The sequence below is a fragment of the Cytobacillus solani genome (assembly GCF_001420595.1).
GTDB classification, from domain to species: Bacteria; Bacillota; Bacilli; order Bacillales; family Cytobacillaceae; genus Cytobacillus; species Cytobacillus solani.
This window is the reverse complement of record NZ_LJIX01000006.1, coordinates 4,095,978-4,112,824: the sequence shown is the minus strand read 5'-3', so window position 1 is coordinate 4,112,824 and position 16,847 is coordinate 4,095,978. Positions and strand designations below refer to the sequence as shown.

Annotated in this window: 17 protein-coding genes; 11 read left to right on the top strand and 6 right to left on the bottom strand. The window is 38.2% G+C overall.

Going from position 1 to position 16,847, the window contains the following annotated elements:
* Positions 1–28 precede the first annotated feature (28 nt).
* The gene (locus AN957_RS22430; protein ID WP_053477824.1) at positions 29–265 is read left to right on the top strand and encodes a hypothetical protein; all 237 of its coding nucleotides are present in this window, start codon (positions 29–31) and stop codon (positions 263–265) included.
* Between the two features lie 118 nt (positions 266–383).
* On the top strand, positions 384–941 hold the full coding sequence (locus AN957_RS22425) for a DUF5366 family protein (protein ID WP_053477825.1): 558 nt from the start codon (positions 384–386) through the stop codon (positions 939–941).
* 39 nt (positions 942–980) lie between these two features.
* Here the strand turns inward: AN957_RS22425 and AN957_RS22420 are convergent, their stop codons facing one another.
* Complete coding sequence (locus AN957_RS22420; RefSeq protein WP_231690145.1) at positions 981–2,831, bottom strand: transglycosylase domain-containing protein; 1,851 nt, start codon at positions 2,829–2,831, stop codon at positions 981–983.
* Positions 2,832–3,035: 204 nt separating this feature from the next.
* On the opposite strand from AN957_RS22420, the gene kapD reads away from it, so the two are divergent.
* Positions 3,036–3,656, top strand: a complete 621-nt coding sequence (gene kapD, locus AN957_RS22415) for a 3'-5' exonuclease KapD (RefSeq protein ID WP_053477827.1) — start codon at positions 3,036–3,038, stop codon at positions 3,654–3,656.
* Positions 3,657–3,702: 46 nt separating this feature from the next.
* Here the strand turns inward: kapD and kapB are convergent, their stop codons facing one another.
* Positions 3,703–4,083, bottom strand: a complete 381-nt coding sequence (gene kapB / locus AN957_RS22410) for a kinase-associated lipoprotein KapB (RefSeq protein WP_053477828.1) — start codon at positions 4,081–4,083, stop codon at positions 3,703–3,705.
* A gap of 157 nt (positions 4,084–4,240) precedes the next feature.
* Here kapB and AN957_RS22405 point away from each other — a divergent pair, with 157 nt between their 5' ends.
* The gene (locus tag AN957_RS22405; RefSeq protein WP_053477829.1) at positions 4,241–4,453 is read left to right on the top strand and encodes a hypothetical protein; all 213 of its coding nucleotides are present in this window, start codon (positions 4,241–4,243) and stop codon (positions 4,451–4,453) included.
* A 123-nt stretch (positions 4,454–4,576) separates the two neighbouring features.
* Positions 4,577–5,125, top strand: a complete 549-nt coding sequence (locus AN957_RS22400) for a superoxide dismutase family protein (RefSeq protein WP_053477830.1) — start codon at positions 4,577–4,579, stop codon at positions 5,123–5,125.
* A gap of 173 nt (positions 5,126–5,298) precedes the next feature.
* On the opposite strand, the gene AN957_RS22395 is transcribed toward AN957_RS22400, so the two are convergent.
* On the bottom strand, positions 5,299–6,465 hold the full coding sequence (locus AN957_RS22395; protein WP_053477831.1) for a MalY/PatB family protein: 1,167 nt from the start codon (positions 6,463–6,465) through the stop codon (positions 5,299–5,301).
* 81 nt (positions 6,466–6,546) lie between these two features.
* Between AN957_RS22395 and AN957_RS22390 the strand changes: the two genes are divergently transcribed.
* Positions 6,547–6,807: a DUF1871 family protein gene (locus AN957_RS22390; RefSeq protein WP_053477832.1), complete on the top strand. Its 261-nt coding sequence runs from the start codon at positions 6,547–6,549 to the stop codon at positions 6,805–6,807.
* Between the two features lie 47 nt (positions 6,808–6,854).
* On the opposite strand, the gene AN957_RS22385 is transcribed toward AN957_RS22390, so the two are convergent.
* Positions 6,855–7,676, bottom strand: coding sequence for an alpha/beta fold hydrolase (locus AN957_RS22385; RefSeq protein ID WP_053477833.1), 822 nt, complete (start codon positions 7,674–7,676; stop codon positions 6,855–6,857).
* 315 nt (positions 7,677–7,991) lie between these two features.
* On the opposite strand from AN957_RS22385, the gene yugI reads away from it, so the two are divergent.
* Positions 7,992–8,372 (top strand): S1 domain-containing post-transcriptional regulator GSP13, encoded by a 381-nt coding sequence (yugI, locus tag AN957_RS22380; protein WP_056686113.1) that lies wholly within the window; start codon positions 7,992–7,994, stop codon positions 8,370–8,372.
* Positions 8,373–8,539: 167 nt separating this feature from the next.
* Here the strand turns inward: yugI and AN957_RS22375 are convergent, their stop codons facing one another.
* Positions 8,540–9,988 carry a sigma-54 interaction domain-containing protein gene (locus tag AN957_RS22375; RefSeq protein WP_053477835.1) on the bottom strand — a complete coding sequence of 483 codons (1,449 nt, stop codon included), beginning with the start codon at positions 9,986–9,988 and terminating at the stop codon, positions 8,540–8,542.
* Between the two features lie 201 nt (positions 9,989–10,189).
* Between AN957_RS22375 and pruA the strand changes: the two genes are divergently transcribed.
* The 4 genes from pruA (at position 10,190) to AN957_RS22355 (ending at position 15,745) form a co-directional block, all read left to right on the top strand.
* On the top strand, positions 10,190–11,737 hold the full coding sequence (gene pruA, locus AN957_RS22370) for an L-glutamate gamma-semialdehyde dehydrogenase (RefSeq protein ID WP_082446863.1): 1,548 nt from the start codon (positions 10,190–10,192) through the stop codon (positions 11,735–11,737).
* Positions 11,738–11,861: 124 nt separating this feature from the next.
* Positions 11,862–13,061: an ornithine--oxo-acid transaminase gene (locus tag AN957_RS22365; protein ID WP_056686110.1), complete on the top strand. Its 1,200-nt coding sequence runs from the start codon at positions 11,862–11,864 to the stop codon at positions 13,059–13,061.
* A gap of 141 nt (positions 13,062–13,202) precedes the next feature.
* A complete protein-coding gene (locus AN957_RS22360) occupies positions 13,203–14,366 on the top strand; it encodes an iron-containing alcohol dehydrogenase (RefSeq protein ID WP_053477837.1) in 1,164 nt (387 codons plus the stop codon).
* A gap of 29 nt (positions 14,367–14,395) precedes the next feature.
* Complete coding sequence (locus tag AN957_RS22355) at positions 14,396–15,745, top strand: glucose-6-phosphate isomerase (protein ID WP_056686107.1); 1,350 nt, start codon at positions 14,396–14,398, stop codon at positions 15,743–15,745.
* Between the two features lie 37 nt (positions 15,746–15,782).
* On the opposite strand, the gene AN957_RS22350 is transcribed toward AN957_RS22355, so the two are convergent.
* Positions 15,783–16,781, bottom strand: a complete 999-nt coding sequence (locus AN957_RS22350; RefSeq protein ID WP_053477839.1) for a potassium channel family protein — start codon at positions 16,779–16,781, stop codon at positions 15,783–15,785.
* Positions 16,782–16,847: the final 66 nt, after the last annotated feature.

Here is a 16,847-nt window from a genome sequence, read left to right as displayed (position 1 = left end):
ATACACCCTTATCAATAGGAGGTGTGCGATGATAAAAAAGAAAATTATGATTTCTATTTTGATTTTTTCAATCCTATTCTCTTATGCTTGGGTGCTAGATCTGAATGGAAAGCGTGATTTTTACTTGTCAGAGGCTGAAGGAATAGTTGAAGTCTTTGATGGTGAGATCATTCCAATAAGAAGTGCACCTGAAGTTGAAGTGGTAGAAAAACAGAAGGTGAAGGCATTTGGACCGCGTGAATACATTAGAATACAATCATCATGATAAAAAAGGATGAGACTGCTCATCCTTTTTTAGGTGAATTTATTCTCTGTATTGTATTTATTCAACGCTTCCGTAATAATAAAAACTTGATATGACAAAATTTAAATGAGGATATAAAATGAAAAACACCTATTTTATGAGTTATTTTCCGCTGCTTTCCATCATTTTGTTTAGTCTGTCCCTGTCAATAAATATTGAGATGGTCTTGTTGGATTTTCTTAAGTCAGCAGGGATTTATGAAGGGATGCGAGAATTTTTTTCAGATGCCGGAATCAAATTTGCTCTTTTAGCACTATTAATGATCCTATTTTTTTGTCTATATGCTGCGTTAAAATTGTTAGCTGATACGATAAATGAAGTCTCTCTATTATTTTTTTCAAAGGATTCTGAAGGAGAGAGTTTGAAGAAAATTCGAGGCGGAGCAATTATTTATTTTATTGGAAGCTTCATTTCGCTATTGTTAATGAGTACTTTAATAGGAATTCTGGCTGTTTTTGCTGTAACGACAGGGGTTTATTTTTGCTATTTTGTATATAAAATAAGTTCCTCCCTCTCCGTTCTAGGATTGGTTGGAGTGATCTTTTTTCAAGTGCTCACATGGTCATCCTTAGTGATCGGTGTCATCTATTTATCATTGAAGGTCTATAACAGCGTAATAGCAAGTTTACCGATTTAAAGAGGAATCGAAAGAGGGCTCCGATTCCTTTCAAATCTACTAATCTGTCATAATATCCTTCCAAATAAGCTGCTGTGGGGCTGCAGATTGAATGGACTTCATGTTTTCCGGCTTATCCTTTCCAATCCAGACCCCTGCAGTATACTGATCGGTTAGACCAATAAACCAATAGTCTTTATAATCATTTGTTGTCCCAGTTTTTCCGCCGGCATACCCATTTGAAAGATTAATCTTCTTTGCGGTTCCAGATTGAATCGTTTTTTTCATTAATTGTCTTATTTTATCAGTCGTTGCTTTGCTCCAAACCTCCACTTGGCTGTCTTTCCAGCTATACAGTACTTTTCCATCCATGGTTGTTACTTTTTTTATCGCCCTTGGTGGCTGATAATATCCATTGTTTGCAAAAGTGGTATACGCAGCAGTGAGTTCAAGTGGTGTCACGCCAAAGGATAACCCGCCAAGAGCAGAGGATAGTATATGATCTGATGATGTCACTTTGCTAAATTGAAAGTTTGCTAGGTCCTTAAATCCATTCTCGACACCAATTGAATCCAATAGTCTAACGGCAGGTGTATTATAAGAGTAGATAAATGCTCTTTCTAAAGAGACATTTCCATACACGCCGCCTCCATAGTTCTTTGGACAATACCCATTTTTACAATAAGGACCTGCATTTACCTTTTTTTGAAGGGATGCATTTGTTCGCTCAAGATACGGGCCATATACAAGCAGCGGTTTTATCGCAGAACCTGGCTGTCTATATGCCTGGTAGCTTCTGTTAAAATTATATTTCTGATACTGTTTTCCTCCAACAAGAGCAACAACTTGGTGTTTTTCATGGTCGATAACAACAGCTGCTCCTTCTATATCATTATATGGAAGTCTATTCTTTACAGATTCCTTTGCTTTTTCCTGTATGGCAGGGTCAAGCGCTGTTTCGATAATAATTCCTGAAGCTATCACATTCTCGACACGTTTTCTAAGCTTCTCCTCGATCTTTCTCTTCTCTTGTTCAGCTGCTGATACTAGCTTTTTATTGAATCCTTCTTGCTGAGCGATTAAATCACTAAGCTCTGCTTCGACATATGTTACGTAATCTGGATATAAGTCGATCTGTTCTCTGCGATTCAGAAGGATCGGCTCATTTTTAATTTCCTCCGCTTCCGCCAAGCTAATCAATTGTTGTTGACTTAATTGATCGATTAGCCGTTCTTGGCGTTCTTTTGTTCTGTCAAAGTGTTTGAAGGGATTATACATAGATGGATTATTTGGAATCGATGCTAAAAAAGAAAGCTCAGCCTTCGAAAGCTCTTTCGTTTGTTTTTGAAAGTAAAACTGAGAGGCCGCCTCGATTCCATACACGCTATTATGGAAATAAATCGCATTAATATAGAGCTCAAGTATTTCTTCCTTCGAATAATTGCGCTCAATTTCATAGGCATATAATAGCTCACTAAGCTTCCGGTTATACGATTTTTCAGTATTTAAGTAAAGGTTCCTCGCAAGCTGCTGAGTAATGGTGCTCGCCCCTTGTTTAATATCGTTCGAATGCATATTTATGGCAAGCGCCCTTCCGATTGCTGGTAAATCAAATCCGGGATGGTCATAGAAATGCTGATCTTCTGAGACAACAAATAGCTCTTTAAGAAAAAGCGGAATGTCTGCTGAATCAAGGTTGATCCGATTATCAGGCTGAGAAATTTCAGAAATAACCGCACCATCGGAAGCTCTAATAAAGCTTGTCTGCGGCAATGTAATTTCTTTCATATGAATCTTTTTTTCCAATACTTCATGAAAGCCTTGAACTTGGTTTATTTCCGAACCAGCTACAAAAACAACCGTCATGAAGATGGATAGCAAAGCAGCGATTAAGATATATCCCGTTAACATGCGCAACTGCCTCACGTTCCTTTCATTATCACTATATATAATAATATTCGGATGGAATAGGGAAAAGGTTAATGTTTATTTTTTACGTTTGTTTCCTTTAGAAAATCTGTAGAAAAATAAAATTACACAGAAAAATTAAAATCTTCCGTGGTATAATTAATAAAATATGTTCGTAGCAATTTTTTTATGAAAGCAGGTGAGATAATGGAGGATGAGCATCGCTATTTATTTATCGATTTTGAATTTACCATGCCGGATAGAAGCAGCCGATATAAAGGATTTTATCCGGAAATCATTGAAGCAGGAGTTGTTGCTGTTAAGAATGATCAAGTAAATGAACAATTTTCATCATATATTTCTCCCATTCGTTTCCCGATATTATCTGACCGCTGTAAATCCTTTCTTCGAATATCGCAGCAACAGGTCGATCAGGGAATATCACTTTATGAATTAGTGAAAAAATTGAAGGATGTAAGCAATAATAATCCATGCACAATTATTACATGGGGAAATATGGATATGAGGGTACTGCGGAATAATTGTCAGCATGCAGGCATTCCTTTCCCGTTTAAAGGGAAGGAAATAGACTTATCGATGGAATATAAACGTTTCTTTGGAGATAAGAACCAGACGGGTCTATGGAAGGCAGTCCAAGAGTATGGAAAAGAAGGGACTGGCAAGCATCATCGTGCATTAGATGATGCGATGACAACATACAATATTTTTAGATTAGTAGAAAAGGATAAGCGATATTTAGAAAAACCTGAACCGACAACAATTGGTGATCGGGTTGACTTTTCTAAGCTTCTAAATAAATTTGCATAAAAAAGCCAAATCGCTATGTATCGATTTGGCTTTTATTCGTTGAATTTTATTTAAAATAATCCTTTTCCAATGATGCAATGTTCTTAAGGCTTTGTTCCGCCCAAGGAGATGAAACGCCTTCTAGCTCCTGTTTCATTTTTTCTAATGCTTGTCTTAATGAATCATTATAATCGGGAATTTCTTCTTCAAAATGCTTAACCATTTTCATTGGCACATTTGTTTGTTCTCTAAAGGCTAATGCTCTGCGTTCATGAAAAAATATCGCATCTCCATCCTTTGGACTATGCAGATCTCCTTGCATTGGATGTTTCGCTACCGCAAGTACTCTTACTAAATAATGCTGTGGGCGAATTTCTGTTACTTCACCAATATATGTTCCTGATTTATAGTGAGCTCTTACTCGGTCACCAACCTTAAATTCTTCCATGCTGTATCCTCCTCATTCCTTCTATTAAAGGATCCAATTATATCCTTATTATGACTTACTTTAGTGGAAAAACAAAGTGCAAACCGTTATAGTAGTGATATTAATATGATATAATAAAGTATTAAACCACTGTTTTTCGATAGAAAGGGCGAATGGAATGTTAGAATGGACTGTATTGTCTTTGTTTTTATACTTTCCTGAAGATAAGTCTGAATATCTCCCTGCTGCTATTAGTCTAGGGATATTTGCGATTGCTGCTTTTTTCACGTTTAGATTCATTGTTCGAATCTCCAAAAAAGAGGCTTTGAAGGCGAAGGAGCTAGAGGAAAGATTACAGCATCAGATAAATAATAGCGGTGAGAACAGTTAAAAACAGCTGTTCTTTTTTTTGTCTTGCTCCACCCCCCTCCCCCGGAGTTTCCGTTTTTCCTGTTTATCAAAGGATGATCTTGGAAACACTAAGGGCAAATTGTCTTATGGAGGATTTAAGCTCATGAAAAAAGCGTGGTTACTCATCCCTATTCTACTCCTTACAGGGTGTGCAGAAGAAAATATAAGAAACTTAGATGTTGAGATGTTTAATGCTGTAGGCGACTCTTTAGGCAAGATAAAGTTAGAAGAACAGGCATCAGGAGTAAAGATGAAGGTTGATTTGAAGGGGCTTTCTCCTGGGGAGCATGCCATTCATATCCATGAAACAAGAAAATGTGAGCCACCTGATTTTAAGTCAGCAGGCAACCACTTTAATCCAGAAGATAAGGAACATGGTCTTCTTCATCCAAAGGGTGCGCATGCCGGGGATCTCCCTAATCTAATTGTCGAAGATGACGGGAAAGTTAAAGCAGAACTTATGGCTCCACAAGTGACATTAAAAGAAAATAAAAAATCTTTATTAACAAAAGAGGGAACATCCATAGTTATCCATGAATCAGCCGATGACGGCATGACTCAGCCAGCAGGGGATTCAGGTGCACGTATTGCTTGCGGTTCGATTTTAAAAGATAAAGATTCAAAAGGTCAGAAAAAGGCACAGGATGATTAGAAATAACAAGTTACTAATGTTGTTTAAGCAAAGTATTGGTTGTTTACAAGCAAAGTAAAAGAGAGTTCGGTAGTCAATAAGGGTATTTACGCTCGAAACCGCAAATTCCAAAGGAATATGGTCGCCAATAAGGTTAATTGGCGACCATATTTATTTCAAATGTATATGACTCCTTATTCAAATGCTTTTTTCAGTCTTTCTAACCCTTCTAACACAACTTCTTTTGGACAAGCGATGTTCATTCGAACAAATCCTTCTCCCCCCGGACCATACTTTGTTCCCGGCTCTAATGCTAATTTTCCTTTTATTAATAACTGGTCTTTGATTTCATCATCACTTAATTGAAGTGCTTGACAGTTAAGCCAAATAAGATAGCTGCCTTCTGGCTCCATAACTGATATGCCTGGGATGTGCGCATCTATGTATTCTTTCACTGTTTTAACGTTTTCTTTTAAATAGGCTAACAGTTCTTCCAACCATTGTTCACCAGATCGGTAGGCAGCCTCCATTCCAATAATTCCAAAAGTGGATAAACTGAAAAATCCTTGCCTTTCTTGTACGTCTTTAAAGGCTTTACGAAGCTGTTTATTGGGAATAATTACAGCTGAGGCTTGGAGTCCAGCTAGATTAAATGTTTTACTAGGTGCGATACAAGTGACGGTTATTTCTTTGAATGTTTCGTCTAATGAGGCAATAGGTACGTGCTTATTCTTTAAAATTAAATCAGAATGAATTTCATCAGAAAGAATAAGACAATTGTATTGATGGCAGAGCTCGCCAACCCTTGTTAATTCTTCTTTTGTCCATACTCTGCCGCTTGGGTTATGCGGATTGCAAAGCAGAAAAAGTTTTACGCCATCCTTCAGATGATCTTCAAATACGGTAAAGTCGATTTCGTAGCGGTTATTAATTAATTTCAATGGGGTGTTCACGAGTTTTCGCTTATTTTTTTCAATCATTTCAAAGAAAGGGGTGTAGACAGGTGATTGCAGCATAACTTTATCTCCTGGTGCGGTAAAGGCTTCGATGGCGATGGAGATGGTTGGAACGACTCCAGTGCTGTAAAGAACCCAAGAATGGTTAATTTCCCAGCCGTGTCTTTTATTGAGCCATTGTTGGATCGCTTCTGTGGTGGAAGGAGGGGAAAATGTGTAGCCGTATATTCCATGATCTACTCTAGCTTGAATTGCTTCCTTCACTTCATTTGGCGGCGAAAAGTCCATATCCGCAACCCACATCGGCAATACATCATCTGCTCCAAAGATTTGCTTCGTCAATCCCCATTTAACGGAAGAAGTGTGTTCTCGATTCATTTTTTGATTAAAATCGTACATATTCATTTCGTCCCCGCCTTTTCATTTTTTTCCTCTTTACTCTATAATAAAGGATGCAATTAAAAAGTAAAATAAAAGGTGATCATGATGCAAATTCAAGATATAAACATACAGCTTGTATGCACGCTAGATGAATGGGACCCGTTTCAAATTGGGGAAGGCAATTATGATACGGAAATAGCTGATGTTGTTCAGGCTGTTCATGATTTGGATGATATGGAAAAACTTGCAAGAAAAATCCAAGCAATCTACGAATTTTCATTTGAGCAAGTGATCCCACTAAGAGCCTGTAAAGAAATAGCCGAAAAGCTAATCGTAATCAAAAATAGTGCTTCTTGCCAATTATAATAATATCGAGTAAAAATCACCCTTTCAGGAACAAATAAGGGTGATTTTTATTTATATTCATTTACGAAATTTTTTATATGAAATAGAACCTCTTCTGGTTTTTCTTCAGGAACAAGATGGCCGGTTTCTTTTAACACGATCAGTTTGGAATTTTTTAAATCCTTGTGCAGCTGCTTTCCAATGTGTAATGGAACAACTTTATCATGTTCACCCCAAATTAATAGACAAGGTGTATGAATTTCATGAAGCTTTTCATTAGGCAGATCGCCTTCACGGTCCCGAATCATTCTCGTCAAAGCATGAAAGATACGATCCTCTAGGAACGGTTCTAAATAGCCTTTTTCCATTTCCTTATCTATTTTTGAATGGTCATAAACGACATTTCTTAAGTTCTTTTCAACCCCTGATTTTTCAAGATAACGCTTAATAAATAGATGGAAAAAAGGAAGATAGCTCGACATAATAAGAGAACGCTTTGATTTTTGGAGATAAGCCGAGCTGCACAATAAGACACATTGGGCTATGAGATCAGGTCGTAAGTAAGCGATATTTAAGGCGATCTGCCCTCCCATAGAATGTCCAATAATTATAATGTCTTTCAATTGAAGGCTTTCACACAGCTTGATGATTGTCATCGAATGATTTTCGTACGAATAAATGTAGCTCGTGGACTTCCCGCTTTTACCAAATGGGGGCAGGTCAACGGAAATCACACTGAACTCAGTTTTTAAAAGTGGGATAAGGTGTCTGAAGCTAAAGGTAGAAGAAAGAAAGCCATGCAGCAAAACAACGGTCTTTTTTGAATGGGCATGAAGATAAGACTCGTAATAAATTTCATTTCCATTAAGGGTGATTAGATTGCTGTCCATCTTTCCATTCCTCCTTCTATGCTCACAAATAGTATGCTGGAAATTTTGTGTAGAAACAATAAAAAAGGGACAAACCATTTTGGATTGTCCGTTCAAAAAAGGGGGGAATACTAGAAAGCTTATAAGATAAGGATAACCAGGTTTCACTTTTTTATACATGGGTTAAATCCTTTTTTTTAAAACATAATTAAAGAATTCGCGCACAAAATAGAATAACGCCATATATAAATAACTTTTGAAAAAAAAGCCCATCTATGATATAATTTTTAATTGCGAATAAAAACGAAAAATAATATAAAATTTAGGAGTGTTTTCATGTCTGAAAAAATCGAAGTAGGAAGTGTTATTACAGGAAAGGTAACTGGAGTTCAACCTTACGGTGCGTTTGTAGCTTTAGATGAAAATACACAAGGACTTGTTCATATCTCAGAGGTAACTCATGGATTCGTAAAAGATATTAATGAATTTCTTAAAGTTGGCGATGAAGTGAATGTAAAGGTTTTATCTATAGATGAAGAAGCAGGTAAAATTGGTTTATCTATCCGTGCAACAGAGGAAGCACCTGCTGTTGAAGAAAAGGTGAAAAAGCCTCGCAAACGTCAAGCAGCACCAATTAAAGTGGAAAATGATACGGCACAAGGATTCAACACACTTAAAGATAAGCTTCAAGAGTGGATTAATCAGTCTCAGGCTTAATGAATAAATAAAATCCTCTGTCATTTGTGACAGAGGATTTTTATTTTAAGATAAGAAAATATAACTTTGGAATTAGTAAATTGTCTAGCGCAAGTGCCCTATCGCCTATCAAACCCTCCCTACGATAAGTTGACATTCATTCGCTTCTCTCATTGTGTTCCTTTATCTCAGTCGTGTCCCTTCCGATTTGTACTGCGATGATCAACGCGCTTCCGCATTTCTTTTAATTCATATTTTTTTAATCGGTACTGAAGGTTTTGTCTGCTCATGCCTAGGGATTTTGCAGCTTGGGTAATATTGTAACTGTGGAATGTTAACACCTTCTGCAAATAGTTCGATTCTATTTCCTCTAAATATTGATCTAATGGTTTTATATCGTTACGGCTTTCAATAGAAATAGGTTGATCCTTAGTATCTGCTTTAAATTGAGGTTTGTTGCGGAAATGGATTGGTAAGTGTGAATATGTAATCGTTTCTTCATAATCAATCAAGTTCATCGCTCCCTCAATCACGTGCTCAAGCTCTCGGACATTTCCAGGCCATTCATATTGATAGAAGCTATTCTGTACTTTCTCGTCAACTTCTTTGACCATCATTCCGAATAACTGATTATATTTTTCTATAAAAATCTGAACAAGGTCAGGGATATCCTTTTTTCTGTCTCGTAAGGGAGGGATAAATAGAGAAACAACACTTAGTCTGTAATATAAGTCTTTGCGGAGCCTGCCTCCTGAAATAGCGTCTATTGGATCCTCGTTGATGGTGGCGATTATTCTGACGTCAATTTTCCGATCTTTCGTGTCCCCGATTCGTCGAACTGTTTTTTCCTGTATAGAGCGAAGAAGCTTTGCCTGCAGGGCGGGATTAAGTGAGTTAATTTCATCTAACAGTAATGTCCCGCCTTCTGCTTGTTCGAATAAACCAGGCCGTTCGATGGCTCCAGTAAATGCCCCTTTTTTTGTCCCGAAGAGCAAACCCTCAATTAAGTTATCTGGAAGTGCTGCGCAATTTTGTGAAATATATGGTCTAGTAGAGCGGGTGCTGCCATTATGAATACTTTGGGCAAAAAGCTCTTTTCCGGTTCCTGTCTCTCCAATAATAAGGATGGATGAATTTGTCCTTGTTGCTCTCTTGCTTGCTTCGATTACATCTTTGATTTCATGGCTGCTCCCAATGATGCTATCAAAGGTGTAGCGTGTATCACTTTTCTTGTTCATATTTTCTCTAATCAGTTTTTCCAGCTTTGTAACATCACGAGCAATTTCAATGGCGCCAATTCGCAGTCCCTCTTCAATTATTGGAAAGGTATTATTAATTGTCGTTATTTCCTGCCCGCGGTTATTGAAATACGTTTGCTTTTCATTGATGATTGTCTCCCCTTTGGTAAGGGCTTTTAAAAGTGTACTGTGCTCATTTTGATGAAAAGAAAAGACATCTAAGAGGTCTTTATCAAGAACGTCTTCGAACTTCATCCCCTCTATTTCGGCCATTTTCTTGTTATAGATAATGGTCTTCCCGTCCTGATTGACTGCGTGAATACCAATATCGATTTCTTTAAGAATTTTATCAAACAATTTATCCTTCAAATGGTCTGAAGTGAAGTTTTTATTGCTCATGATGATCCCTCCTTCACGTTCCTTTTCTACAAGTGTATAAAGAGAATGGAAGGGGTGCAATATATTTTTGCACTAATTATTTTATTTCTGCAAATTTACTTTGCGGGTATAAAGAGAAAATACAGAGTACATAACGTTTTTTTATTTGGCACACTTCTTGCAATAATTGTTTTATTGAAAATGATAGAGGGGGATGGAAACGTGGTACAACCATACAAACATGAACCATTTACAAATTTTAAATTGGAAGAAAATCATCAAGTCTATTTAACTGGTTTAAAAACAGTTGAAAGCTATTTAGGGAAAGATTACGATCTAGTGATCGATGGAGAGCGCATCTCTACCGAAGATAAAATTGTTTCTTACAATCCTGCAAATAAAACAGAAGTGATTGGCCGTGTATCAAAAGCAAACCGTGATCTTGCTGAAAAAGCGATGCAAGCTGCAGTTGAAGCATTTAAAACGTGGAAAAAAGTAAAAGCAGAAACACGTGCGGACGTTTTATTCAAAGCGGCTGCTATCATTCGCCGCCGGAAGCATGAGTTCTCTGCCCTTTTAACAAAAGAAGCAGGAAAGCCTTGGAATGAAGCGGATGCAGATACAGCGGAAGCGATTGATTTCCTTGAATTCTATGCGCGACAAATGCTAAACATTAAAGACGGAGTGCCTGTAAACAGCCGTCCAAATGAATATAACCGTTATGACTATATTCCTTTAGGAGTAGGTATCATTATTTCTCCTTGGAACTTCCCGCTTGCGATTATGGCTGGAACAACGGTTGCCGCAATCGTAGCAGGGAATACTGTTCTTCTAAAACCAGCTTCAACAACACCAGTTGTTGCTGCGAAATTCGTTGAAGTGATGGAAGAAGCAGGTCTTCCAAAAGGCGTTCTAAACTTTGTACCTGGAAGCGGTGCAGAAGTTGGGGATTACCTAGTAGACCATAAGGATACACGTTTCATTAGCTTTACAGGATCTCGTGATGTTGGTCTTCGTATTTTCGAACGTGCATCTAAATTAAGCGAAGGCCAAGTTTGGATGAAGCGTGTCATTGCAGAAATGGGCGGAAAAGACACAATTGTTGTTGATAAGGAAGCAGATCTTGAGCTAGCTGCTACTTCGATCGTTGCTTCTGCATTTGGCTTCTCTGGGCAAAAATGCTCCGCATGCTCTCGTGCTGTAATCGTAGAAGATGTGTACGATCAAGTGTTAAATCGTGCCGTTGAATTAACAAATGAATTAACACAAGGAGATCCAACTGATCCGAATAACTACATGGCTACAGTAATAGACCAAAGTGCATATAATAAAATCATGAGCTACATCGAAATTGGCAAAAAAGAAGGAAAGTTAATGACAGGTGGAGAAGGAGACGACTCTAAAGGCTACTTCATAAAGCCAACTATTTTCGCAGACCTTGATCCAGAAGCTCGCATCATGAAAGAAGAAATCTTTGGCCCTGTCGTTGGATTTACAAAAGCGAAAGATTTCGATCATGCGATTGAAATTGCGAACAACACAGAATATGGTCTAACAGGAGCAGTTATCACAAATAATCGTAAGAATATCGAAAAAGCACGTGAAGATTTCCATGTCGGTAACCTTTACTTTAACCGTGGATGTACAGGTGCAATCGTTGGATACCAGCCATTTGGCGGCTTCAATATGTCAGGAACAGATTCAAAAGCAGGCGGGCCTGACTACATCCAGCTTCACATGCAGGCGAAAACAACTTCTGAGATGTACTAATAGATAAGGTTCCCTGAAAAGGGTACACTAATTTTGAGTGTTTATTATGTAATTAAATGACTCTTTTTGGTGATTTAGGTTACAATGAATGAGTATTTAATTGAAAATGGGGGAATGGTTCTTCATGGCTCAAACGACACAAACAAGTAGTTTAATTGAACAAACTGAAAAATATGGGGCAAACAATTATCATCCGCTGCCAATCGTTATTTCTAAGGCAGAAGGAGTTTGGGTTGAGGATCCTGAAGGCAATAAATATATGGACATGTTAAGTGCCTACTCAGCTGTAAACCAAGGGCACCGTCATCCTAAAATTATTGCTGCATTAAAGGAACAAGCAGACCGGGTGACACTTACTTCACGAGCTTTCCATAACGACCAGCTTGGTCCATGGTATGAAATGGTTTGTAAGCTGACAAATAAAGAGATGGCCCTTCCGATGAACACAGGAGCAGAAGCAGTTGAAACAGCGATTAAAGCTGCACGTCGCTGGGCATATGATGTAAAAGGAGTAGCAGAAAACCAAGCAGAGATCATTGCTTGTATCGGGAACTTCCATGGCCGTACAATGACGGCAGTCTCGCTATCTTCAGATGAAGAATACAAGCGTGGTTTTGGACCAATGCTGCCAGGAATTAAATTAATTCCTTATGGTGATTTAGAAGCATTGAAAAATGCTATTACTGAAAACACTGCTGCTTTCTTAATCGAACCGATTCAAGGAGAAGCAGGTATCGTTATTCCTCCTGAGGGCTTCTTAAAGAAAGCGTATGAGGCATGTAAAGAAAATAATGTGTTATTCATAGCTGATGAAATCCAAGCAGGTCTTGCTCGTTCAGGAAAAATGTTTGCTTGTGAATGGGAAGATGTAGATCCTGATATGTATATTTTAGGTAAGGCACTTGGCGGAGGTGTTTTCCCAATCTCATGTGTTGTTGCCAATAAAGAAGTTCTTGGCGTATTCAACCCGGGATCGCATGGCTCTACATTCGGAGGAAACCCGATGGCGTGTGCAGTTTCGATTGCGTCAATTGATGTTCTTGTGGAGGAAAAGCTTGCAGAACGTTCGCTTAAGCTTGGGGATTACTTCAAAGCAAAATTAAAAGAAATTAACAATCCTATCATAAAAGACGTTCGCGGCCGTGGTCTATTTATCGGTGTAGAACTAACAGAACCAGCACGCAAATATTGTGAAGCATTGAAAGAAGAAGGTCTATTATGTAAAGAAACTCATGATACCGTGATTCGTTTTGCTCCACCATTAGTAATTAGCGAAGAGGATTTAGATTGGGCAATTGAGCGAATTAAAAAAGTATTAAGCTAATATAGAGCAAAAAATCCTTGCACATGATGATGTGCAAGGATTTTTATTTATTCAAGGCTTTTCGACAGAACTTCTAGAATCTCTAATGATATAATAAGCCGAATAGAGGGGATAATATGATACGAAAAGGAGAGAGTAAATGTGCAAAATTTTACCTTTTGGAATCCGACCAAATTAATTTTTGGCAAAGATCAGATTGAGCAATTACATAAAGAAATTCCGCAATACGGGAATAAAGTTTTAGTTGTATATGGTGGAGGAAGCATTAAACGAAATGGTCTGTATGACAAAGTAATGGCTGAATTGAAGGGGATGGATGCAGAGGTTTTTGAACTTTCTGGGGTCGAACCAAATCCGCGAATTTCAACCGTCAGAAAGGGTGTTGAAATTTGTAAAGAACAAGGAATAGACTTCCTATTAGCTGTTGGCGGCGGAAGTGTTATTGATTGTACAAAGGCAATTGCAGCTGGAGCAAAGTATGCTGGGGATGCATGGGATTTAGTCATTAAAAAAGCTGTTGCAACAGAGGCACTGCCATTCGGAACCGTCTTAACATTGGCTGCTACTGGTTCTGAGATGAACTCAGGGTCAGTTATCACCAATTGGGAAACAAATGAAAAATATGGTTGGGGAAGCCCTGCTGTTTTTCCAAAGTTCTCGATTTTGGATCCAGTTCATACATATACTGTTCCGAAGGATCAAACGATATATGGCATTGTTGATATGATGTCACACGTTCTTGAACATTACTTCCATTTAGCAGAGAATACGGAGTTTCAGGATCGTATGTGCGAATCATTACTGATTACTGTTATGGAAACTGCACCGAAGCTTCTTTCTGACCTTGAAAATTATGAGTATCGTGCAACCATTCTATATGCAGGTACGATGGCACTAAATGGCATTTTAAACATGGGGTATCGCGGGGACTGGGCAACTCATAATATTGAGCATGCTGTTTCTGCTGTTTACGACATTCCGCATGGCGGAGGTCTAGCTATTCTGTTCCCGAATTGGATGAAGCATAATCTTCATGTAAAGCCAGAAAGATTTAAACAGCTGGCAGTCCGAGTTTTCGGGGTTGATCCTACGGGAAAATCGAATGAAGAAGCAGCTTTAGAAGGAATTGAAAAGCTTCGTGAATTCTGGACTGAAATTGGAGCACCTTCAAGGCTGGCGGACTATGGCATTGATGAAAGCAAGCTTCAGCTAATGGCAGACAAAGCTACGGTGAATGGTGAGTTTGGCAACTTTGCGAAATTAAACAATCGAGATGTTATGGAAATTTACAAGATATCCTTGTAATGAATTTTTGAGAAAATGGAGGATCATACATGTCACATATTCGTTTTGATTATTCAAATGCTCTTCGATTTTTTGGTGAACATGAGATTACATATCTACAGGATGCTGTCAAAGTTTCACATCATTCTCTTCATGAGCAAACAGGAGCTGGAAATGACTATTTAGGATGGATTGATTTACCGGTTCATTACGATAAAGAAGAATTCACTCGGATACAAAAATCAGCAGAGAAAATAAAGAGTGATTCTGATATTTTATTAGTAATTGGAATAGGCGGATCATACTTAGGTGCCCGTGCAGCAATCGAAATGCTTACCCATCATTTTTATAATGTGCTTTCAAAGGAAAAGCGGAACACTCCTCAAGTGATATTTGTCGGAAATAATATTAGTTCAAGTTATATGAAAGATGTGATTGATCTTCTTGACGGGAAGGACTTTTCAATCAATGTCATTTCAAAATCAGGTACAACTACGGAACCAGCAATTGCTTTCCGTATTTTCCGACAGCTGCTAGAAAAAAAATACGGCAAGGAAGAAGCGCGAAATCGAATATACGCAACAACGGATAAGGCAAGAGGGGCTTTAAAAACGTTAGCAATGGATGAAGGCTATGAAACGTTTGTCATTCCTGATGATGTTGGCGGGCGCTATTCTGTCTTAACTGCTGTAGGATTATTGCCGATTGCTGTAAGTGGTGCAGATATTGGGCAAATAATGGAGGGTGCAGCACAAGCGTGTGAGGAATACAGTCAATCTGAGCTTCTTGAGAATGCTGCTTATCAGTATGCAGCTGTCCGGAATATTTTGTACAACAAAGGAAAAACCATTGAAATGCTTATAAATTATGAGCCAGGTCTTCAATATTTTGCAGAATGGTGGAAGCAATTGTTTGGAGAAAGTGAAGGGAAGGACCAAAAAGGAATCTATCCGTCATCAGCAAACTTCTCAACGGATCTTCATTCAATGGGGCAATATGTCCAAGAGGGAAGACGTGATCTTTTCGAGACGGTCATTAAAGTGGAAGAACCGCGACATGAATTATTTATCGAAGAAGCTGAAAATGATTTAGATGGGTTGAACTATCTTGCTGGCAAAAGTGTGGATTTTGTCAATAACAAAGCATTTGAAGGAACAATGCTTGCTCATACAGATGGCGGTGTGCCAAATTTAATCATTACGATTCCTAAATTAGACTCATTTACGTTCGGCCATCTTGTATATTTCTTTGAAAAAGCTTGTGCAATGAGCGGATATTTATTGGGAGTGAACCCTTTTGATCAGCCTGGAGTGGAAGCGTATAAAGTTAATATGTTTGCCCTATTGGGAAAGCCGGGTTTTGAGGAGAAAAAAGCAGAATTAGAAAAACGTCTTAAATAAAAGTAAGAGTGTCATCAAATACCGATGACGCTCTTATTTAATTGTCATTCATAATAACAATAAGCTGATCCTGATGAATGATTGTAAAGGGGTGGGGAGGGTTTAATAGTGTTTCCTCTCCTCTTTTTATCCCTAGTAAAAGGATTCCTTCTTTCATAAGCAGGTGGCTTAAATCCATAAAGTTCATATTAACGACTTCAGGAACGGCTGGCTTAAAAGTTAAGTTTCGCTTATCAAGCTGGTTCAATAAATCCAAAAAGGATGTAACTAGTTGTTGAGATGAGATACTATTAATCATTACATAACTAGTAAGGATGTTCGTTTGTACAATTTCATCTGCTCCAGCTCTTTTGGCATTAGCTACCTGTTCAGATGTTAAGATTTCTACGATGCATTGAATTTTGGGGTTCAGCCCCTTTACTGCCAACAGTGTTAAAATGGACCCCATATCTGCATGCAGTTCACCTTTGTTTGGGTCTGCGGTAATAATTACCTTTACTGCATCAAATATGTTCGCCTTAATAAGAACTTCGTCTAGATTCGATCGTCCCTGAATAAAATGGACATTCATAGTGGGTAAGGGGTTCTTATCCAAGGATTCATCGATCAAAGCAATCGAGATGTTTTTATTGTTTGTGCAAAGCGTGCGTAGAATTCCGCGGGTACGTTCATTCCAGCCGATCACAATAATATGATCTTTCCCTTTGAAATCTGCTTTACCCTCCAAAAATTCATTTTGCTTTGTGACTGCAGCGGTTGCTAAACTGGCGAAATAAGTGGCTAAAAAACCAGCACCTGTTAAGATGAGGGCCATACCAGCTAGCCTTCCCGGCACAGATTTGGGGACAAAGTCTCCATAACCAACTGTAGAAGCGGTAATAATAGCCCACCATACCCCTTCGAAAATGGTTGGGAATTGTTCGGGCTCTAATAAATGAACGAATGATCCAAATGAAATAATTACGATAAGAGCAATAATAAGAACTCTCAAAAAAAGTGGCAGTCGCACAAAGGTATTGAAGAAATTATATGACATGTTTTACACCTCTATAATAATTAGCGTAATCCGCTATCCTTAATTATGGACGAAAGGAAAGGGTTT